Genomic DNA, 20889 nt, shown 5'->3' on the forward strand with positions numbered 1-20889 from the left:
GCGGCCTACTGAGGGCCTATAGCTCAGTTGGTTAGAGCAGAGGACTCATAATCCTTTGGTCCACGGTTCAAGTCCGTGTGGGCCCACCAAACAAGAAAGCCGCGTTTTTACGCGGCTTTTTCGTGTCTGGTCGGTGGGAGCGACTGGAACTCTTCAGCTGGAATGACTTCGGCCCCATTTCAAGCCCTTCGACCCACTTCATACGCAAGTGGCGCGCCTTCAATGAAAAAACCGGCCAGCTCGCAATGTTTTACAGCCTCACATCAATCCAAGTCACATCATCGTCTACATCAGTGATTGCAATGGCAGGAGCTGCAAGCACGTCATCCTGTCGAGCGTCGGTCAGCTCCGCCCAGAAGCCATCCGTTGCGAACACCAGGCGCTCGCCTGCAGCCACTGAACGGAAAACAAAATCTGGATCCGGGGAACGGTTGGCCCTATAGCAACGGGTGATCAGATGGCGGGCCGGATCAAGCGCAAGTTCCCGATGTGATCGGTCGCGCCTCCAGTTCGCCTTGCAATGCGGTGGTGTGAACCACTCGATTCCACCCTCCGCACCGGCAACACCACATGAACAGTCGCCCTCATATGCAAGGGTGAGCTGCCCATGAGAAGCAATACCAACCAAGTAGCTTGTTGTACCGGTCTGCTTAGCAAACAGTGGAGCGTGTAAATCTGTAAGTACAGACCGTAGCAGCTGCTGGACGTCACTATGAGTAGTGTCTTCAGCGCCTTGACTAATACGGGCCTGGCAGGCATCCATCACTGCTTGCACAAATCCATGGGCCAACTGGCCGCTACCGGGCTTCGAAGTGCCATCCACGACAACAAACAGCCCCCTCACGCCATCGAATACCGCGCCAGCGCAATCATGGTTGGCTTCTCGGGCTCGCCCTTTTACCGATCTGATTTCGTATCTCATGCGAGCAGGCTCAGATCCTTCATACGCTGATGGATGAGCATGCCACGAGCGGGGTTTGCCCGAACCGAGCCTGAGCTTTGAATCGCATAGTCGATGCCACTGAGCCTAAGCAGCTCACCAACTCCCTTGGCGATGAACTGCAGCAATTCAGTTTCCGCCCCTCGGACCTCCTCCAACAGCTCCGGACGCCCATCAATCAGGATAACGATGTCCTCGACATCCTTGTGATAAGGATCGCCTTCTCCGCGCCCGCTGAAGGCTTCCAGCTTCGTAGCAAGAAAGTAAGTCGACTTGAAGATCTGTATCTCTAGACCACTGGGTAGCGCGAACTTCACAGCGTGAGCGAGCCCTTCCACGAACCAACGGTTCGCATAGCCGAGAACAGCCGGATCCGAAGGCATCACATCCACGATGACATCGTTGAAACGAAATCGACAGTTGACCTCGTCTTCCCCTGTGATTTTGAATTTTTTGGCCGCCAGGCGTTCTGTGAGGCGTTGCCAGGCACTAACACCCGCCAACTCGATTACCAAGTCGACATCATCAGTAAACCGGATGTCATCCATGACAGCGGTGTCGGTCACCAGCATTGCCGTCGTGCATCCACCGACAAAGGCAACTTCAGTCAATAATTCTTTGCCCAGACCTTCAGCCACATACTCGATCAGCTCGTAATTATGGTCAGCATTTGAAGCCATCTTATTTCAGCCCCATCCCTGCCTTGAGTATGTTGACCGCTACTGCGCACTCTCTCGGTCCGCCAACGCGGATCGCATCAACGAGCGCCAAGTAATGATAAAGGGTTCGGTCCTTCTTCACCGCGTCTGGAACGGTTTTGTAGAGCGGCTCAATCGCCTGACCGCGCTCACTCCCGAAAGCATCAGGCCAAACTGGAATGAGCCCACCCGCACTTTTAAGGCTCTTGGACAGCGCCGGCGCTGCAAAGCCGGTGGGGATGCCGCGAACAATTGCACCTGGCTTTACCGGGTAAAAGTATTTGAGGGCATGCTCCGTGATTTTCACGAGCTCTCGGCGGTTCACCTTCGGAAGAGCGGTGTCGTAGTCGTTGGTGAGCAACCCCGCCTCACGACACCGTGCCATCGAGTTCGAAACCTCACTTTTACTCAGGCCAAGAGATGCCGAGAGTGCGCGCAAGGAGTAACTTTCAATCCAGCTCGACACTGGAGGGGATGGAACCGCGTCCGACCACCCCTCCCACTTGTCAGCATCGCCCCTGGGGTTATCAAGCTCCTGCACGCGATAAACTGTGTCTTCAGGATCAGGATTGTGAGCAGCCAATGCGCGACCCACCGGATCGCCAGCCACCATTGGTGGGCTCACACCGGGTTCCAGCAGCGGTTCAAATAAATCCGCCATTGACTCCGATTCCATTCTTCCAAATAGCTTCTCCTCCTGCGCGTGGAGGCTAGCCATTTTAAAAAGAAGCAAAATATCTTGACTCTTCATGAACTCCAAAAGCCCCACTGTCCACATTCCATAAAACGTGGACACTTGTCGCACAAGAAAAGTTTTCCAGTCAAGCCATTTTACGACCGCCCCGATTATCGTGTCGGTACTGATTGGAGGCTGTGCGACCGCACTTGGGCTTATACGTAAAACTTAAACGCCTCGTTCATATGCCGCTGTTTTGCCTGATTGTTTAGTTTTGTTTACTTAAGGTGTCGAAATATCAGATGACGCCTTAGGACCTTGTAGGCAAACTCCGAATCTTCTATTTGGGCACATTGCCGCCTTGTTGCGCGTTTCTTCGACGGGATAGTCTCCGGACGTCGCTGACCATTCAGCGATCGGGCTTGGAAACCCGTCGGATCACAGTGCAACTGTACTCCTACCACGATTCCAGACGTTTTTTACTACTGCGAATTTTGTGTTATGGCAGCTGTGTGCGGGACGCCTTCGGGCGTGCCGGTTCTGTGGTCCCCGGTTTTCCAACCTGCGCACAGCCGCCACCCATTCGCTTGGAAACGAACGTGGCGACTACTCTAATCTTGGAGTACGACCATGACTAAAACTGATCCGCCCTCGCCCTCAGAACTCAAAACCATCGGTTTCACCCCCTTCCTGTATCTCTCGAATCAACCCCTGTTCCACGTCTGCCGCGACGTCCCCATCGCCGACGCCCTGGCCCAAGCCTCCGACCTGCTGTTCCTCGCCAAGTCCCTGACCATTGACGCCGCCTACGCCCAAGACTCCGACCGCCACGCCTGGGCCGCGCATTACCTGACGACGATGAGCAAAGCGGTGATTGATGATGTGGCGAAAGTGCTGACGCGGCGGTCTGTTCAAACGAGAGCTGAAGCAGATCGATAGAACAACGCGTAATCACGCAGCCTGAAAAGTCCCAAAAAGGGACCGAGCGTTCCCTTTTTGGGACTGATAGCACCAGACTTTTCGCCCTTCGCTACCTCCAGTGCTGAACGACATCGCTGCAGCTGTCAGTCCAAACACGTAACGAAGGTATGGCCTGCACTGCCCGCAGCCGTTCCAGCATCTGCCCCGTCAACACGACCTCATACGTATCCGCCGCCCGCCCCCATTGCTCCACTAGAGCCATACCGTCCACCAGCGCCACAGCCAATTCGGCAATCGTCCCGGCCTGATCCTCGATGATTTTTTGCGTCCGACCCCACACCCGATCAGCCATCGCTTTGAGCTGCGCCGTTATGCGTTCAGACGACGCTGGATCGGTATCGGGATAGGCGATGTTACGCAGCAGATGCTGAAGCTCCCTGATTTTTGCGTAATCCTGTTCCGCCCCTTGCTCGCCTTTGAGGATGGCAGCGGCTTTGCGCTTGTCGACGCGTTTTGCGGCTGAAGGCTTTGAAGGCAGGGTCTGCGCCATTGCGCCAGCCAGGAGCACCATCATCCGGGCTTCCAGATGTTCCTTCATGGCTTCCATCGACGAAATTGGGCGCACCAAGGTAATGGAGGCCCCTCCCTGGTGCCGCAAATCCTTGGTCACTGTCAGCGTCACGCCGCCCGTTTCAAATCCCAGGGCGCGGGCCACCACGTAGTGCCCCATTTCGTGATGGGCGATCTGCAATGCACGGTCCCGCACAGCAGCAGGTAGCTTTGTTGTCATGTCCTTGGCCTCTCACCCTCGACTGCATCAATCTTAGTCGATTGCCCCCCTCTCTTTCGGCCACAAGCGTCGCGTCGAACGAGCCTGTAACATGCTTGACCATTGATTCATGCCTCTGGAGCCACGCCGTTGCCCGACACTCGCCCCCCTGTTCTCGACGAAATCGATCGCCAACTGATCGCAGCCCTGCAGATCAACGCCCGCGAGAGCGTGGCCATGCTTGCCCGGCAGTTGGGCATCGCCCGTACCACGGTCACCTCGCGTCTGGCGCGGCTGGAAAAGGCCAAAGTGATCACCGGCTACGGTGTGCGCCTCGGTCAGCGGGTGGTGGATGGCGGGCTGCAGGCGTATGTCGGGATCACTGTGCAACCGCGTTCCGGCAAGGAGGTGTTGCGACGCCTGAGTGCAATGGCGCAGGTGCAGCAATTGTGTGCGGTGAGTGGCGAGTTTGATTATGTGGCGTGGTTGCGCACCGATTCACCGGAGCAGCTGGATCAGTTGCTGGATCAGATTGGCAGTGTGGATGGGGTGGAGAAGACCACGACCTCGATCATCTTGAGCAGCAAGATTGATCGGGGGCAGCCGGTTTGAGTTTTCAGGCCTGGGTTCATCTGTGACTGAACTGGCGCTATCGCGAGCAAGCTCGCTCCCACAGGGGACAGTGTGCATTACCAGATCGTCATATTGACCAATAAAATAGCAAAATGACGACACTTTGCGTCTTATTAACGTGCTCCGCGCTCTCTAGAATGGCTGGCATCTTTTCCTATACTCAGATGCGCATTCCGCGTCGGGTCGCCAGTAAGGTCAGCCATGAACAAGAACAATCGCCATCCTGCAGACGGTAAGAAACCAGTCACCATTTTCGGCCCGGACTTTCCTTTCGCCTTCGACGACTGGATTGAGCATCCGGCCGGTCTGGGTAGCATTCCCGAGCATAATCACGGTGCCGAAGTGGCGATTGTCGGCGGTGGGATCGCGGGTCTGGTGGCGGCGTATGAGCTGATGAAGCTGGGCCTGAAACCGGTCGTCTACGAAGCCTCGAAAATGGGCGGCCGCCTGCGCTCCCAAGCGTTCAATGGCGCCGAAGGCATCGTTGCCGAGCTGGGCGGGATGCGTTTCCCGGTGTCGTCCACCGCGTTCTATCACTACGTCGACAAGCTGGGTCTTGAAACCAAACCTTTCCCTAACCCGCTGACGCCCGCGTCGGGCAGCACGGTGATCGACCTCGAAGGCCAGACCCATTACGCACAGAAGCTGTCGGACCTTCCTGCACTGTTCCAGGAAGTGGCTGACGCCTGGGCCGATGCCCTGGAAGCCGGTTCGCAGTTCTCCGATATCCAGCAAGCCATTCGTGATCGTGATGTTCCACGCCTGAAAGAGCTGTGGAACACCTTGGTGCCGCTGTGGGACGACCGCACCTTTTACGATTTCGTGGCCACCTCCAAGGCATTCGCCAAGCTCTCGTTCCATCATCGCGAAGTGTTCGGCCAGGTCGGTTTCGGCACCGGCGGCTGGGACTCGGACTTCCCCAACTCGATGCTGGAAATTTTCCGCGTGGTGATGACCAACTGCGACGACCATCAGCATCTGGTGGTCGGCGGTGTAGAACAGGTGCCACAGGGCATCTGGCGCCACGTGCCGGATCGTTGCGCGCATTGGCCGGCCGGCACCAGCCTCAGCTCCCTGCACAACGGCGCACCGCGTACCGGCGTGAAGAAGATCGCCCACGCGCCGGGCGGCCGTTTCGCCGTCACCGACAACTGGGGCGACACCCGCGAATACGCCGCCGTGTTGACCACCTGCCAGAGCTGGCTGCTGACCACCCAGATCGAGTGCGACGAAACCCTGTTCTCGCAAAAGATGTGGATGGCCCTGGACCGCACCCGCTACATGCAGTCGTCGAAGACTTTCGTGATGGTCGACCGCCCGTTCTGGAAGGACAAGGATCCGGAAACCGGCCGCGACCTGATGAGCATGACCCTCACCGATCGCCTGACCCGCGGAACCTACCTGTTCGACAACGGCGACGACAAACCCGGCGTGATTTGCCTCTCGTACTCGTGGATGAGCGACGCGCTGAAAATGCTCCCACAGCCGGTGGAAAAACGCGTGAAACTGGCGCTGGATGCGCTGAAGAAGATCTACCCGAAAGTCGACATTGCAGCGCGGATCATCGGCGACCCGATCACCGTGTCCTGGGAAGCCGACCCGCATTTCCTCGGTGCATTCAAAGGCGCCCTGCCCGGCCATTACCGCTACAACCAGCGCATGTACGCGCACTTCATGCAGGACGACATGCCTGCCGAGCAGCGCGGGATCTTCATCGCCGGTGACGACGTTTCGTGGACGCCGGCCTGGGTTGAGGGCGCGGTGCAGACCTCGCTCAACGCGGTGTGGGGCATCATGAAACACTTCGGCGGTGCAACTCACGCCGAGAATCCGGGTCCAGGAGATGTGTTCAACGAGATCGGACCGATCGCCCTGCCCGAGTAAGAGGAATCCGAAATGCGTGTAGCCCTTTACCAATGTCCACCACTGCCCCTGGATGTCGCCGGCAACCTGCAACGCTTGCAGCAGCTTGCGCTGGAGGCAAAAGGCGCCGATCTGCTGGTGCTGCCGGAGATGTTCCTGACCGGCTACAACATCGGCGTCGATGCCGTCAGCGTGTTGGCGGAGGTGCATAACGGTGAGTCGGCGCAGCAGATCGCGCGCATTGCCAAGACAGCCGGGATCGCCATCCTGTATGGCTACCCGGAGCGCACCGCCGACGGGCAGATCTACAACGCCGTGCAGTTGATCGATGCTAACGGTGAGCGCATCTGCAACTACCGCAAGACCCATCTGTTCGGCGATCTGGATCACTCGATGTTCAGCGCAGGTTCCGACGAGTTTCCCATCGTTGAGCTCAACGGCTGGAAACTCGGTTTTCTGATCTGCTACGACCTGGAGTTTCCGGAAAACGCCCGACGCCTGGCCCTGGCCGGTGCCGAGCTGATCCTGGTGCCGACCGCGAACATGATTCCGTTCGATTTCGTCGCCGATGTCACCGTGCGCTCCCGCGCCTTCGAAAACCAATGCTATGTGGCTTACGCCAACTACTGCGGCCATGAAGGCGACATCCATTATTGCGGCCAGAGCAGCATCGCCGCTCCGGATGGCAGCCGTATCGCTCAGGCAGGCCTTGATGAAGCATTGATTGTCGGTGAGTTGGATCGTCAGTTGATGGTCGACTCCCGCGCCGCCAATCGCTACCTGATCGATCGTCGTCCCGAGCTTTACGGCGAGCTGAACAAGTCCTAATCCGCTAGCATTGGCACTTCACTGTTCTGGAAGTGCCCATGCCCGCGCTGAATCCCCTTCGCCCCCACACTGAAACCCTGGCCAACGGCCTGCGGGTGACGCTGCGTCATGCCCCGAATTTGAAACGCTGCGCAGCAGCCTTGCGGGTCGCCGCGGGCAGCCATGATGTGCCGCTGGCGTGGCCCGGCCTGGCGCATTTTCTTGAGCATTTGTTGTTTCTGGGAACTGAGCGTTTTCCTGCCGGGCAAGGGCTGATGGCCTACGTCCAGAGTCATGGCGGCCAGGTAAACGCGCGAACCAGCGAACGCACCACGGACTATTTTTTCGAACTGCCACCCCAGGCGTTTGCCGGTGGGCTGGAGCGTCTGTCAGACATGCTCGCCCATCCGCGTATGAATCCGGACGATCAGCAGCGGGAACGGGAAGTGTTGCAGGCGGAGTTTGTCGCCTGGTCGCAGGATCCAGTGGCGCAACAACAGCGGGCGTTGTTCGATGGGCTTTCTGAGGCTCATCCGCTGCGCGGCTTCCATGCCGGCAATCGCGACAGCCTCCCGGTGTCGCAACCCGAATTTCAGCAGGCATTGCAGGATTTTTATCAGCGGTTTTACCAGACCGGGCAGATGACCTTGAGCCTGGCCGGGCCGCAGAGCCTCGATGAACTAAGAGCTTTGGCCGAGACATTTGCCAGCGTCATTGCCGGCGGTGAAAAGGCCACGCAACAATCCCCGGCACCGCTGATGGCGACCTCAAACGCCAGTTATCAACAGGCTGGCGAGCGCCGACTGGATTTGCTGTTTGCCCTCCAGGCGCTACCCGACTGCGCCGCCGAAGCATTGGGTTTTCTGTGTCACTGGCTGAACGCCGAGAAACCGGGCGGTTTGCTGGCGGATTTGCGTGAGCGTGGATTGGCCGAAAAACTGAAGGCCGAGTCGCTGTATCAATTCGCCGGGCAAGCCTTACTGCACTTCGAGTTCACATTGCCCGCCAACTCTTTGGCAACCGGGATTCGCGAGCGGCTGATGGATTGGCTGGGCTTCTTCGCCAGGCAAGACTGGAGCCGATTGCGCGAAGAATACGCAACCCTGCTCCAGCGCCAACAGCAAGTCAGCAGCGCCTTGCAACTGGCCCGACTGGACAGCGAACAACGCGAAGTCGGGTTATCTGACCAAGGCGTTACGGCCCTCAAGCAAGTCCTCAAACAAATCGGTGCTGTGGATAACTTCAGCGGCCCCTGGCATTTGCCAGCACCCAACCCGTTCTTATGCTGCGAAGCACCGGCACCCAACGCCGGATTGATTCGCGGCCAAACCAGCGCCCACCGCGGCCTGCGCACTTTTGCCCAGGATCGCTCGCGCAGCCGTCGTGAACGTTCGCCGATGCAATTCAGCCAGGCATGGCCGGACAACAACGCGGATGGTGCGATTTATCTGCGCTGGCGCCTGGACTCGGCTCCCGGCAGCCATCTTCAATCACGACTGGAAAACCACCTGCAACCGTTGCGCGAAGACGCGCGCCAGGCCGGTGTGGATTTTTCCTTCAGCGCGTCGGGCAGCGAATGGCTGCTGAAAATGACCGGGCTACAGGAACCGATGCCCAGCGTCCTTGAGCATGTGCTGAAAGAACTGACAAACCCTGATGCCGTTGTCTCACAATCCGAACCGACGAGTGTTGCGCTAATTCCGATTCGGCAACTGCTCAAAACATTGCCCGATCACTGCCTCGAGCACAGCACGAGCTCGGATGACCTGCAGCAACTCTGGTCGAGTGCGCGATGGGATGGGTTGGCCATCGGCTTATCGGCTCAGACTCAAGCGGCCATGGGCCTGGCCTTGAGCCGCATACCCGGCACGCCGGACAATCAGCTGACGCCACCCTCCTCGATCCATTCACAACGTCTGTGGAACACTGTCGATACCGGCTCCAGCGAGCACGCGCTGCTGCTGTTTTGCCCTACAGCTACCGATGAAATGGCCGACGAAGCCGCGTGGCGTTTGCTGGCACACCTCTGCCAGACGCCGTTCTACCAGCGCCTGCGGGTTGAGCTGCAGCTCGGCTATGCAGTGTTCAGCGCCCTGCGACAGATTCACGGGCAAACCGGGTTGCTGTTCGGCGTGCAATCGCCAAGCGTTGCACCGGCGGAGCTGCTGCAACACATCGAGCAATTCCTCAGCGGATTGCCAGAGCTGATCAACGCCATCGACGACACCTCGTTCATCGCCCAGCGCCAGACCTTGGCCGAGCAGTTTTCCAGCGCCGCATTGCCCACTGCCCAAGCTGCGGAAATGCTTTGGCAGGGCAAGTTGGGCGGCCGCTCGTCGGATTATCTGACTCAATTGCCCGAGGCAATCCTGCTGATCGAGCGGGCCGAACTGCTGGCCGCCGTAAAGCGATTGAATCAGGCCGAGGGCGGTTGGCGCTGCCTGGCGAACAGCCCTGCACCCGGCACTCCCTGGCAAGCGACAAAATGATCATTACCGGAGCTGTAAGGCGCTTTCTCAAAGTTTCACGGGCAATCCCTTCGAAATTTTGAGTAACATAGCCACCTAACTGTCTGGAACATCTCTGATTTGAGGTGGACTATACCTATAGATAGCGCTGTCTCACCCCCACCTGAAGGAGTTCAACTTATGGCCTGGACCAAACCTGCCTACACCGACCTGCGTATCGGCTTTGAAGTCACCATGTACTTCGCCAGCCGCTAATCTGCCTTGGCAGACTGCAGCTAACGCCTCGGTTATCCCGAGGCGTTTTATTTTCAGCGTTGAAATGATGGAGCGCCCATGTTTGTCCAGATTCTAGGTTCCGCTGCCGGCGGCGGCTTCCCCCAGTGGAACTGCAACTGCGTGAACTGCGCAGGCTTTCGTGACGGCAGCCTGCGGGCCAAGGCGCGGACGCAATCGTCCATCGCGATTTCCGATGACGGCGTGAACTGGGTGCTGTGCAACACCTCCCCGGACATCCGCGCCCAACTCCAGAGCTTCGCCCCGATGCAGCCGGGCCGCGCCCTGCGCGATACCGGGATCGGCGCGATCATCCTGATGGACAGCCAGATCGACCACACAACCGGCCTGCTCATGCTGCGCGAGGGTTGCCCTCATCAGGTCTGGTGTACCGACATGGTCCACGAGGACCTGAGCACTGGTTTCCCACTGTTCAACATGCTGACTCACTGGAACGGCGGGCTGAACTGGAACCGTATCGAACTCGATCAAAGCTTCACCATCCCCGCCTGCCCGAACCTGCGCTTCACCCCGCTGCCTTTGCGCAGTGCCGCACCGCCGTACTCGCCACACCGCTTCGACCCGCATCCGGGCGACAACATTGGCCTGATCATCGAAGACCTCAACACCGGCGGCAAACTATTCTACGCACCGGGACTGGGCAAGGTTGATGCGCCACTCCTGGAAATCATGGCCGGCAGCGATTGCCTGCTGGTGGATGGAACCTTGTGGGATGACGATGAAATGCAGCGGCGCGGCGTCGGTACCCGTACCGGTCGCGAAATGGGCCACCTGGCACAGAACGGCCCTGGTGGAATGCTCGAAGTGCTGGAACAACTGCCCGAGCAGCGCAAGGTACTTATCCACATCAACAACACCAACCCGATTCTCGATGAAGACTCGCCGGAGCGTGCGGAGCTGGATCGGCGCCAGGTTGAAGTGGCGTATGACGGCATGAGTATTGTGTTGTAGCGGATGGCCCTATCGCGAGCAAGTCGGATCGCCGCACCGTCGCTCCCACAGTTGACCGCGTAACCCTGTGGGAGCGAGCTTGCTCGCGATGAGGCAGGTACAAGCACTACACCTCTATGGTTGTTCCTGGAGAACCGCAATGACCAACACCCCAATGTCCCCCGCCGAATTCGAAGCGGCCCTGCGCGCCAAAGGCGCCTACTACCACATCCATCACCCCTACCATGTGGCGATGTACGAAGGCCGGGCCACCCGCGAACAGATTCAGGGCTGGGTCGCCAACCGTTTCTACTATCAGGTGAACATCCCCCTGAAGGACGCGGCGATCCTCGCTAACTGCCCGGACCGCGAGATCCGCCGCGAATGGATTCAGCGCCTGCTCGACCACGACGGCGCGCCCGGTGAAGACGGAGGTATCGAAGCCTGGCTGCGTCTGGGCCAGGCCGTGGGCCTCGACCCGGACCAGCTGCGTTCCCAGGAGCTGGTGCTGCCCGGCGTGCGCTTCGCCGTGGACGCTTACGTCAACTTCGCCCGCCGTGCCAGTTGGCAGGAGGCCGCGAGCAGCTCGCTGACCGAACTGTTCGCCCCGCAAATCCACCAGTCACGCCTGGACAGTTGGCCTCAGCATTACCCATGGATCGACCCGGCCGGCTACGAGTATTTCCGCACGCGCCTGGGCCAGGCACGGCGGGATGTCGAGCATGGTCTGGCGATCACGTTGCAGCACTACACCACCCGTGAAGGCCAGGAGCGCATGCTGGAAATTCTCCAGTTCAAACTGGACATTCTTTGGAGCATGCTCGATGCCATGAGCATGGCCTACGAACTGAAACGCCCGCCGTATCACAGCGTGACCGGGGAACGGGTCTGGCATAAAGGAATCACCTTATGAGTTTCGATCGCAGCAAGACCCCGACCTGGCGTCCCGGCTATCGTTTCCAGTACGAACCGGCACAGAAAGGCCACGTGCTGCTGTACCCGGAAGGCATGATCAAGCTCAACGAAAGTGCCGCGCTGATCGGTGGTTTGATTGACGGTGAACGGGATGTCGCGGCGATCATCAATGCGCTCGACCAACAGTTCCCCGGCGTGCCCGAGCTCGGTGACGACATCGAGCAATTCATGGAGGTTGCCCGTGCGCAGCACTGGATCGAACTTGCCTGATTCATCGGTGCAAGTGCCGCCCAAACCTGAAATCGGCTTGCCGCTATGGCTGCTGGCCGAGCTGACGTACCGCTGCCCGCTGCAATGCCCGTACTGCTCCAATCCGCTGGATTTCGCCGAACAAGGCAAGGAGCTGAGCACCGAACAGTGGATCAAGGTGTTCCGCGAAGCGCGGGAAATGGGCGCCGCGCAGCTGGGCTTTTCCGGTGGCGAACCGCTGGTGCGCCAGGACCTCGCCGAGTTGATTGCCGAGGCCCGCAAGCTGGGTTTCTACACCAACCTGATCACCTCCGGCATCGGCCTCACCGAGCAGAAAATCAGCGACTTCAAGAAGGCCGGTCTCGATCACATCCAGATCAGCTTCCAGGCCAGCGACGAACAAGTGAACAATCTGCTGGCCGGTTCGAAAAAGGCCTTTGCGCAGAAACTGGAAATGGCCCGGGCGGTGAAAGCCCACGGTTATCCGATGGTGCTGAACTTCGTGACCCATCGGCACAACATCGACCAGATCGACCGCATCATCGAGCTGTGCATCGCCCTGGAAGCGGACTTCGTCGAGCTCGCCACCTGCCAGTTCTACGGCTGGGCGCAACTCAATCGCGTCGGGCTATTGCCGACTAAAGAACAACTGGTGCGCGCCGAACGCATCACCAACGAGTACCGCGCCAAACTCGAAGCCGAAGGGCATCCGTGCAAGCTGATTTTCGTCACCCCGGACTATTACGAAGAGCGCCCGAAAGCCTGCATGAATGGCTGGGGCAGTATTTTTCTGACGGTCACGCCAGACGGAACCGCCTTGCCCTGTCACGGTGCCCGACAGATGCCGGTGCAGTTTCCCAACGTGCGCGAGCACAGCATGCAGCACATCTGGTATGACTCGTTCGGCTTCAACCGCTTTCGCGGTTATGACTGGATGCCCGAGCCGTGCCGCTCCTGCGACGAGAAAGAAAAAGACTTCGGCGGCTGCCGCTGCCAGGCGTTCATGCTCACCGGTGATGCAAGTAACGCCGACCCGGTGTGCAGCAAGTCGCCACAACACGGCGTGATCCTCAAGGCTCGCGAAGAAGCCAGGCACGCTACCCAGACCATCGACCAACTGGCCTTTCGCAATGAACGAAACTCACGCCTCATCGCCAAAAGCTGAACCCTTCAGCGCTGCCAAAGCCGTGGCCGCCGGTATCGACTTTGCCGAACTGCAGGTCGGTCGACAGGGCCTGTTCTGGAACGAGTACCGACCTGAAGACGCGGCGTGCCGGATCTGGCATTGGCGTGACGGTGCAGCGAAATGCCTGACGCCACCTGAGTTCAGTGTGCGCAGCCGGGTGTACGAATATGGCGGTGGCGCGTTTTGTCTGACGGACGACGGTATCGTTTTCGTCAACGAGGCCGACCAGCAGTTGTATCGGCAATCACTACAAGACGAATTGCCCGAAAGGCTGACGTCCGGTGCGTGCCGTTATGGCGATCTGCAGTTCACCAACGGCCAGGTGCTGGCGGTCGAGGAGCACCGCGACCAACACCGACTGGTGGCGATCGATCTGCTCGATGGCGCACGTCACCTGCTGGCCGAGGGTGCTGATTTCTACGCGGCGCCGACGCTGAGCCCTGATGCCCGGCGCCTGGCCTGGATCGAGTGGAGTCGCCCGGATCAGCCATGGACAGCGACCCGCTTGATGGTTGCCGAGCGCCTCGCCAACGGCGGGTTTGCCGAGGCTCGTTGTGTGGCGGGCGACGGCGTTCAAGAGTCTGTGCAACAACCGCGGTTTGATACTGGCGGTCGCTTGTATTGCCTGACGGATCGCGCTGGTTACTGGCAGCCATGGAAAGAATCTGCAAATGGCCTGAGTCCGTTGCCATGTAGCACCGCGGACCATGGTCCCGCGCCCTGGCAACTTGGCGGCTGCACCTGGGTACCGCTGAACGAAAACTGCTATCTGGCCAGTTGGACCGAAGGCGGGTTTGGCCGATTGGGTATTTGCGGCGACGCCAGCGCAGACTTCACTGGCGCCTACAGCCGCTTCCGCCATCTCGCCGTGGATGAGCAGTTCATCTATTGCATCGCGGCGTCGCCCGTCAGTTCAACCGCCGTCATCGCCATCGACCGCCAGAGCCGGCAAGTGAAAGTATTGGCCGGCGGCATTGCACCGCTTGCTCCCGACCAGATCAGCCGCCCGCAAACCTTGCGCTACCCGAGTGGCTCAGGCGAAGCACACGGCTTCTTCTACCCGGCGATGACCGGCGAGGCGAAACCGCCACTGGTGGTATTCATCCATGGCGGACCGACGTCGGCGTGCTACCCGATGCTCGATCCGCGCATTCAATTCTGGGCTCAGCGGGGCTTCGCCGTGGCCGACCTCAACTATCGCGGCAGCAGCGGTTATGGCCGGGCCTATCGTCAGGCGCTGCATTTGAGCTGGGGCGATGTGGATGTCGAAGACGCTTGCGCGGTGGTCAGTCATCTCGCCGAACGTGGCTTGATCGATGGCGACAAAGCGTTCATCCGCGGCGGCAGTGCTGGCGGTTACACCACCCTTTGCGCCTTGGCATTTCACAACGTGTTCCGCGCCGGCGCCAGTCTGTATGGGGTCAGCGATCCGGTGGCGCTGGGGCGCACGACCCACAAATTCGAAAGCGATTATCTGGATTGGTTGATCGGCGATCCTCTGCGGGATGCCGAACGCTACGCGGCCCGCACGCCTCTGCTGCATGCCGGCAACATCCGCGTGCCGGTGATCTTCTTCCAGGGGGAACTGGACGCCGTGGTCATCCCGCAGCAGACCCGCGACATGGTCGAGGCCCTGCAGAACAACGGCATCCTGGTCGAAGCGCATTACTACGCCGATGAACGCCATGGCTTTCGCAAGGCCGGCAATCAGGCCCATGCACTGGAGCAGGAGTGGTTGTTTTATCGGCGGGTGATGGATTTAGTGGACTGAAGCCCGCGCTCATTGCCGAAACGGTGGCGCGCCCTTCGCGGGCAAGTCGGATCGCCGCACCGCCGCTCCCACAGGTTCTGTGACATGCACAAATTCTGTGGGAGCGAGCCTGCTCGCGAAGGCGGTCTACCTGCCGACACTCAGCTCAGCGCTTGGCGATGATGTACACCGCATGCACGATCCCCGGAATGTAACCGCACAACGTCAGCAGAATATTCAGCCAGAACGCCCCGCCGAATCCTACTTGCAGAAACACACCCAGTGGCGGCAACAGGATGGCGATGATGATGCGAATAAAGTCCATGGGACAGCTCCTGATTCGGGTGGACTCGTTCGAGTCCTACAGCTAATCGACCTGTGCCGTTTGTCAGGGTTCAGCCCGATTCCTCAGGCCAGTATCTCCAGACCGTGTTTGCGCACAACACTCAGCAACTTCAGCGCCATGCCACTGGGGTGCTTATCCCCTGCTTCCCATTGCTTGACCGTGGAAGCACTGGTATTCAGGTAGCGCGCAAACACCGGTTGGCTGACATTGTTACGCTCGCGCAATGCCTTGATCTCCTGCGCGGGAATCGCATCCGGCACCCTTGCAAGACAGGACTCATCGAATTCACGCATGGTCGCCTTGCTGATTGCACCTATGGCGTACAAGGCACTGGCCGATTCGTGGATCGATTCCGATAGCTCACTTTTGAATTTTTTACTCATTTGGTATCTCCACAAACTCCTTTGCATCCAGCAAGCGCTGAATTTCCATTTCGGTCAGTCCACCATATGTCTTGGCCAACTCTCGCAAGTCGAGCAAATGCCTGGGACTGATATTGCTCTGATCTTTTTTTGCGTACAGGAACTGATAGACCCAATGAGCACCGCCCTTGGCCAGGATAATCGAGCGATGGCGGTTGGCATTCAAACGCTTCTTCCAGACCCCGCCGCCCAAATTGTCAGCCTGACCATTGAGCATTTCGGTGAATGCCTCCCGGAGTTCGTCATCACTGATCCAGGCCTTGGCAGCCTGCATTGCGAAGCGCTTTGTCTTGAACAGCCTTGGTGACATCGGCATCCCTTCCATAAAACATACCACCCAGTGGTATAGAAATCAAAACAAACGCGACAGTAATACCGTTTCGCTGGCACCGACACTCCCTGCCGATGCACGCTAGAAAGCCATTGATGTGCTAACCGCTCAAGCCGAAATTGCCTTTGGAAAAACCCGGCCACAAAAAAACGCCCCACGCCAAAAGTGTCGGGCGTGGGACGTGCGTATTACCGCGAGACGGTTCTGGAAATTGTGCAGGGCGCGCCTGATCAGACGGCAATCCCTTTACGGCACTGCAATTGCGCGGTGCGTACTCGGGAGAAGGCACGCGCCAGGCGCAGGAGCATTTCATCGATGTTGGCGTTGCTGACATTCAGCGCTGGGGTAAAGCGCAGGCAGTCGGGTTGCGGAGCATTGAGCAGCAGGCCTTCGTACAGCGCGGCCTTGACTACCGCATCAGCGGAATCGTCCGACAGCGTCAGCCCCCAAAGCAGCCCTTGTCCGCGCAACTCGCCGTGATCGTAACGATGGGCCAAACGCCCCAAGCCTTCACGCAGGTGCTGACCGGATTCTGCGACGTGATTGAGGAAAGCCTTGTCCTGCACCGTATCGAGCACTGAAAGTCCCGCAGCGGTCATCAACGCATTGCCGTGATGAGTGCCCGTCACCTCGCCAGTGTCGAAACAACAGGCCTTGCCACGCGCCAGCAACGCGGCCAATGGCACGCCGCCGCCCAACCCTTTACCGAGCACGACGATATCCGCCGTTACGCCGCAGGACTGTTCCGCGAGCAATGTGCCACAACGACCAATGCCGGTTTGCACTTCGTCGAAGATCAGCAAAATGCCGAGTTCACGGCACAAGCGTTCGACACCCTTGAGGTAATGTGCGGTGGCCGGGATCACGCCGGCTTCGCTCTGGATCGGCTCGAGCATGATCGCTACGGTCCGCTCATCCACGGCCGCATGCAACGCTGGCAAGTCATTGAAAGGAACACGACTGAAGCCTGGCAATTGCGGCTCGAATCGGTTGGTCAATGTCGAACTGTCCGACGCCGAAATCGTCGCCAGGCTACGGCCATGGCATCCGTTGTTGGCCACAATGATTCGCGACGCACCGCCACGATGCTGCTGACCCCATTTGCGCGCCAGTTTGATCGCCGCCTCGCAGGCCTCGCTGCCGGTATTAAGCAGGTAGGCCTGATCACTGCCGGTGCTGGCACACAGATGTTCGGCGAGGCTGAGCATGCCGCGGTTGTACAGGCCGAAACCCGGGTTGATCAGCGATTGGGCCTGGGCAGTGATTGCATTGACCAGTACCGAAGGACTATGACCAAGACTGTTGGCCCCACCGCTCTGGGAAAAATCCAGGTACGCACGGTCATCGCTGTCCCACAACCATGAACCCTGGCCACGCACAAACACCTGTTTCGGCCGCTCGACACTGGGCATCAAGTACTCGCTGGAAAGGTTATTGCCTTGGGATGGCGGGGAGGTGTCCATGACCAGATCATCAAGACTGGGAGGACTGCGGCGCAGACTGAACAGATTCATCTGAAAAAACCTCTGATGAGGTTTTTTGCCTTACCTATGTAAACACCATCGAAGCAAAGGGTATTCATCGCGCTCTATGGCCCTGTAAGCCCTGTGAATGCGGTTAGACTAGGCTCAGACGAGGCGTTCAGCCATTTCGATTTCCCAGCATTTTCGATAAGTAATACTTATGGATTTCAAGCAACTGCGTTATTTCGTCGCGGTCTATGAAGAAGGCCACGTGGGCCGGGCCGCCGAGCGCCTGTCCATCTCCCAGCCGGCGCTGTCCCAGCAAATCCGCCACCTGGAACAAAACCTCGATGTGAGTCTGTTCGAGCGCAGCAGCAAACGCCTGTTGCCGACCCTCGCGGCCCACACGCTGTACAACCACGCATTGCCTTTGCTCGATGGCCTGCAACGGGCACGGGAAGCGCTCGGCAACTTCAAGGGTCAGGCGCTACGCACCCTGGCCATCGGTGTATTGCAGACCGTGCATACCAGCCTCGTTCCGCAGATGCTCGAGCGGGTGCGCAAGGCGCAGCCGCATCTGGTGGTGCAGATCTATGAACTGACCGGGCTGGAAATCGAGCGGCGACTGCTCAACGGTTCTCTGGATATCGGTATCGGCTACCTGCCGCCCCGCCAGCCTGGCTTGCATGGCGTGATGCTGTACGAAGATGAACTGACCCTGGTCATTCCGGCAGAGCATCCACTGCGTGAATTCAAGAAAGTGTCCATGAGTCAGGCCGCCGAACTGCCGATGTTGTTGCTGGGCGAGGAGTTTCAGATAAGGCAGATCTGGCAGGCACAGCTGACAAGCCTGGGACGTCGCCCACAGGTGCAAGCCGAATTGAACAACATGGCCGGCATCCTCGACAGCCTGCCGCACACGCGCCTGGCGACGGTACTGCCCGGGCGTTCGCAAAAGACCCATGGCAACCACGAACTGCTGTGGAAACCCCTGAGCGAACCCCGCGTACCGCTGAGAGTCGGTTTGGTTTGTCGGGATGTGCAACGGCAGCAGGCCTCGCTGGCATTGCTGCGGACATTGCTGGAAGAAGTGATAAATGGCCCGGACGGGCGCTTGAACAGCGCGCATACGCTGGATGGGACAAGCTGAAAACTTTTCTTCAGGCAAAAGAAAACCCCGCCGAAGCGGGGCTTTGCAGACTGTTTCCCTGACATCCATTTCACTCCGCCGTCCTGGCAGAATCCTACGTGTCCCTGTTGTTGCTTTGCGCTTCCTGCGCTACGTCCATGAGAAGTAGATTAGCTCTGGATCCAATTTGCATCTATGGGAGAACAGCAGCACGTTATGTAAGAGAATGCTTACATAACGTTACTTCATCAGAATTGTCCTGCATCCAGCAGGAACAACGATTCGCTACCGGCCTTCACCGACGCGCTCAACGAGTGAATACGCGGCAGCAGGCGAGCGAAATAGAACCGCGCCGTGCCCAGTTTGCTGGCGTAGAAATCGTCTTGCGCTTCCTTGCCGAAAGCCGCCTTGGCCATCAGGGCCCACATGTAGGCGTACGCCACGTAACCGAATACCTGCAGATACTCGACCGACGCCGCGCCGATTTCGTTCGGATTGCTCTTCGCACGGTCAAGCAACCACGCGGTCAATTCATCGAGGGTGGTCACTGCGTCGTTCAGCGGCTTGGTGAACTCGGCGAGGTCCGCACTCGCGGTTGCGGTAAAGTGACGAATCTCGTCGGCGAACAGGTTGTAGTACGCCCCGCCGCTGCCCACGATCTTGCGCCCGACCAGGTCCAGCGCCTGAATGCCGTTGGTGCCTTCGTAGATCTGGGTGATGCGCACGTCACGCACCAGTTGCTCCTGGCCCCACTCACGGATGTAACCGTGGCCGCCAAAGACCTGCTGGCCGTGTACGGTGGTTTCCAGGCCGAGGTCGGTCAGGAACGCCTTGGCCACCGGTGTCAGCAACGCCACCAGGTCTTCCGCACGCTTGCGGGTGGCGGCTTCTTCGCTGAACTTGGCGGTGTCCAGTTGCATCGCCACGTAGGTGGAGAACGCACGGCCACCTTCGTTCGAGGCTTTCATGGTCAGCAGCATGCGACGCACGTCCGGGTGGACGATGATCGGGTCAGCCACTTTGTCCTTGTTCTGCGCGCCGGTTGGCGCACGGCTTTGCAGACGGTCGCGGGCGTATTCCACGGCGTTCTGGTACGAGCGCTCGCCAGTGGCCAGGCCCTGGATACCGACGCCCAGTCGCTCGTAGTTCATCATGGTGAACATCGCCGCCAGGCCTTTGTTCGGTTCGCCGACCAGGTAACCCACGGCCTCATCGAAGTTCATCACGCAGGTCGCGGACGCCTGGATGCCCATCTTGTGTTCGATCGAACCGCAATTCGCCGGGTTGCGCGCGCCCAGGCTGCCATCGGCATTGACCATGAACTTCGGCACCAGGAACAGCGAAATGCCTTTCGGCCCCGCCGGTGCATCCGGCAGCTTCGCCAGCACCAGGTGGATGATGTTTGCGGTGAGGTCGTGTTCGCCACCGGTGATGAAGATCTTGGTGCCGCTGACCTTGTAGGAACCGTCGGCCTGAGGCTCGGCCTTGGTGCGAATGATCCCCAGATCCGTACCGGCGTGTGGCTCGGTCAGGCACATGGAACCGGCCCAGATGCCGGCATACATGTTCGGCAGGTACGCGGCTTTCAGCTCTTCGCTGGCGTGGGCGTTGATCGACAGGCAGGCGCCGGCGGTCAGCATCGGGTACAGGCCGAACGACAGGCTGGCGGAGTTGACCATTTCTTCAACCTGGGCCGAAACGGCTTTGGGCATGCCCATGCCACCGTAGGCCGGATCGCCACCGACACCGACCCAGCCGCCTTCAGCGTAGGTCTGATAGGCCTGTGGGAAACCTGCCGGCGTGGTGACGGCACCGTCTGCCCAATGGCAACCTTCCTCGTCCGCGGCACGGCTCAGCGGTGCGATGCTTTTGCTGGTGACTTTGCCGGCTTCTTCCAGGATGGCTTCGACCGTTTCTGCATCGACGGTTTCAGCCAGTGCAGGCAGCTCGGCCCAGAGTCTGGCGACCTCGAAAACTTCATTGAGGACGAAGCGCATATCGCGCAGGGGCGCTTTGTAGTCAGCCATGGCAAACCTCGCAAGATCTATACAGGTGATTCACAGGAAGTGTGTTTTCGTTGGGTCGGAGTGTACCCCAAC

At 59.1% G+C, this 20889-nt stretch carries 21 protein-coding genes and 1 tRNA gene; 13 read left to right on the forward strand and 9 right to left on the reverse strand.

Translation table 11 applies throughout. The annotated features are described in order from the left end of the window. Positions 1-12 precede the first annotated feature (12 nt). Positions 13-89 (forward strand) — tRNA-Ile (locus AC1DU9_RS01640). Between the two features lie 161 nt (positions 90-250). Here AC1DU9_RS01640 and AC1DU9_RS01645 read toward each other — a convergent pair. The 3 genes from AC1DU9_RS01645 to AC1DU9_RS01655 are packed head-to-tail and all read right to left on the reverse strand — an operon-like array spanning position 251 to position 2416. After that, a complete protein-coding gene (locus AC1DU9_RS01645) occupies positions 251-922 on the reverse strand; it encodes a serine/threonine protein phosphatase (RefSeq protein ID WP_223456926.1) in 672 nt (223 codons plus the stop codon). Next, positions 919-1620, reverse strand: a complete 702-nt coding sequence (locus AC1DU9_RS01650; RefSeq protein ID WP_223456924.1) for a hypothetical protein — start codon at positions 1618-1620, stop codon at positions 919-921. The genes AC1DU9_RS01645 and AC1DU9_RS01650 overlap by 4 nt, the downstream gene beginning before the upstream one ends. A gap of 1 nt (position 1621) precedes the next feature. Beyond that, positions 1622-2416: a MarR family transcriptional regulator gene (locus tag AC1DU9_RS01655; RefSeq protein WP_411740679.1), complete on the reverse strand. Its 795-nt coding sequence runs from the start codon at positions 2414-2416 to the stop codon at positions 1622-1624. A 528-nt stretch (positions 2417-2944) separates the two neighbouring features. Here AC1DU9_RS01655 and AC1DU9_RS01660 point away from each other — a divergent pair. After that, complete coding sequence (locus tag AC1DU9_RS01660; protein WP_223456922.1) at positions 2945-3253, forward strand: DUF3077 domain-containing protein; 309 nt, start codon at positions 2945-2947, stop codon at positions 3251-3253. 91 nt (positions 3254-3344) lie between these two features. Here the strand turns inward: AC1DU9_RS01660 and AC1DU9_RS01665 are convergent, their stop codons facing one another. Then, positions 3345-4025 carry a zinc metalloprotease gene (locus AC1DU9_RS01665; protein ID WP_223456920.1) on the reverse strand — a complete coding sequence of 227 codons (681 nt, stop codon included), beginning with the start codon at positions 4023-4025 and terminating at the stop codon, positions 3345-3347. A 129-nt stretch (positions 4026-4154) separates the two neighbouring features. Between AC1DU9_RS01665 and AC1DU9_RS01670 the strand changes: the two genes are divergently transcribed. From AC1DU9_RS01670 to AC1DU9_RS01715, 10 genes are all read left to right on the forward strand, one after another. Beyond that, positions 4155-4616, forward strand: coding sequence for an Lrp/AsnC family transcriptional regulator (locus AC1DU9_RS01670; RefSeq protein WP_007980298.1), 462 nt, complete (start codon positions 4155-4157; stop codon positions 4614-4616). Between the two features lie 222 nt (positions 4617-4838). Beyond that, positions 4839-6521 carry a flavin monoamine oxidase family protein gene (locus AC1DU9_RS01675; RefSeq protein WP_223456918.1) on the forward strand — a complete coding sequence of 561 codons (1683 nt, stop codon included), beginning with the start codon at positions 4839-4841 and terminating at the stop codon, positions 6519-6521. Between the two features lie 12 nt (positions 6522-6533). Then, entirely contained in the window at positions 6534-7328 is a 795-nt protein-coding gene (locus tag AC1DU9_RS01680) for a carbon-nitrogen hydrolase family protein (protein WP_477809671.1), read from the forward strand. A 38-nt stretch (positions 7329-7366) separates the two neighbouring features. Beyond that, positions 7367-9796, forward strand: a complete 2430-nt coding sequence (gene pqqF / locus AC1DU9_RS01685) for a pyrroloquinoline quinone biosynthesis protein PqqF (RefSeq protein WP_223456914.1) — start codon at positions 7367-7369, stop codon at positions 9794-9796. 159 nt (positions 9797-9955) lie between these two features. After that, complete coding sequence (pqqA, locus tag AC1DU9_RS01690) at positions 9956-10030, forward strand: pyrroloquinoline quinone precursor peptide PqqA (protein WP_003444522.1); 75 nt, start codon at positions 9956-9958, stop codon at positions 10028-10030. 78 nt (positions 10031-10108) lie between these two features. After that, complete coding sequence (gene pqqB / locus AC1DU9_RS01695) at positions 10109-11020, forward strand: pyrroloquinoline quinone biosynthesis protein PqqB (protein WP_223456912.1); 912 nt, start codon at positions 10109-10111, stop codon at positions 11018-11020. Between the two features lie 139 nt (positions 11021-11159). Continuing rightward, entirely contained in the window at positions 11160-11912 is a 753-nt protein-coding gene (gene pqqC, locus AC1DU9_RS01700) for a pyrroloquinoline-quinone synthase PqqC (RefSeq protein ID WP_223456910.1), read from the forward strand. Beyond that, a complete protein-coding gene (gene pqqD, locus AC1DU9_RS01705; protein WP_223456907.1) occupies positions 11909-12184 on the forward strand; it encodes a pyrroloquinoline quinone biosynthesis peptide chaperone PqqD in 276 nt (91 codons plus the stop codon). The genes pqqC and pqqD overlap by 4 nt, the downstream gene beginning before the upstream one ends. Before the next feature lie 7 nt (positions 12185-12191). Beyond that, positions 12192-13328, forward strand: a complete 1137-nt coding sequence (gene pqqE, locus AC1DU9_RS01710; RefSeq protein ID WP_477809698.1) for a pyrroloquinoline quinone biosynthesis protein PqqE — start codon at positions 12192-12194, stop codon at positions 13326-13328. Then, positions 13294-15120 (forward strand): S9 family peptidase, encoded by a 1827-nt coding sequence (locus tag AC1DU9_RS01715; protein WP_477809672.1) that lies wholly within the window; start codon positions 13294-13296, stop codon positions 15118-15120. Before pqqE ends, AC1DU9_RS01715 begins: the two co-directional genes overlap by 35 nt. 145 nt (positions 15121-15265) lie before the next feature. Here the strand turns inward: AC1DU9_RS01715 and AC1DU9_RS01720 are convergent, their stop codons facing one another. From AC1DU9_RS01720 to AC1DU9_RS01735, 4 genes are all read right to left on the reverse strand, one after another. Next, positions 15266-15424 (reverse strand): YqaE/Pmp3 family membrane protein, encoded by a 159-nt coding sequence (locus AC1DU9_RS01720; RefSeq protein WP_003228885.1) that lies wholly within the window; start codon positions 15422-15424, stop codon positions 15266-15268. Positions 15425-15507: 83 nt separating this feature from the next. Further along, a complete protein-coding gene (locus tag AC1DU9_RS01725; protein ID WP_223456901.1) occupies positions 15508-15828 on the reverse strand; it encodes a helix-turn-helix domain-containing protein in 321 nt (106 codons plus the stop codon). Then, complete coding sequence (locus tag AC1DU9_RS01730; RefSeq protein WP_477809699.1) at positions 15821-16177, reverse strand: type II toxin-antitoxin system RelE/ParE family toxin; 357 nt, start codon at positions 16175-16177, stop codon at positions 15821-15823. The genes AC1DU9_RS01725 and AC1DU9_RS01730 overlap by 8 nt, the downstream gene beginning before the upstream one ends. A gap of 251 nt (positions 16178-16428) precedes the next feature. Beyond that, complete coding sequence (locus AC1DU9_RS01735) at positions 16429-17712, reverse strand: aspartate aminotransferase family protein (protein WP_223456900.1); 1284 nt, start codon at positions 17710-17712, stop codon at positions 16429-16431. A gap of 169 nt (positions 17713-17881) precedes the next feature. Between AC1DU9_RS01735 and AC1DU9_RS01740 the strand changes: the two genes are divergently transcribed. Then, positions 17882-18811 carry a LysR family transcriptional regulator gene (locus AC1DU9_RS01740; RefSeq protein ID WP_477809673.1) on the forward strand — a complete coding sequence of 310 codons (930 nt, stop codon included), beginning with the start codon at positions 17882-17884 and terminating at the stop codon, positions 18809-18811. A 227-nt stretch (positions 18812-19038) separates the two neighbouring features. Here AC1DU9_RS01740 and AC1DU9_RS01745 read toward each other — a convergent pair whose 3' ends face one another. Next, the gene (locus AC1DU9_RS01745) at positions 19039-20817 is read right to left on the reverse strand and encodes an acyl-CoA dehydrogenase C-terminal domain-containing protein (protein ID WP_223456898.1); all 1779 of its coding nucleotides are present in this window, start codon (positions 20815-20817) and stop codon (positions 19039-19041) included. Positions 20818-20889 lie beyond the last annotated feature (72 nt).

The organism is Pseudomonas sp. P4_C1 (genome assembly GCF_056402155.1).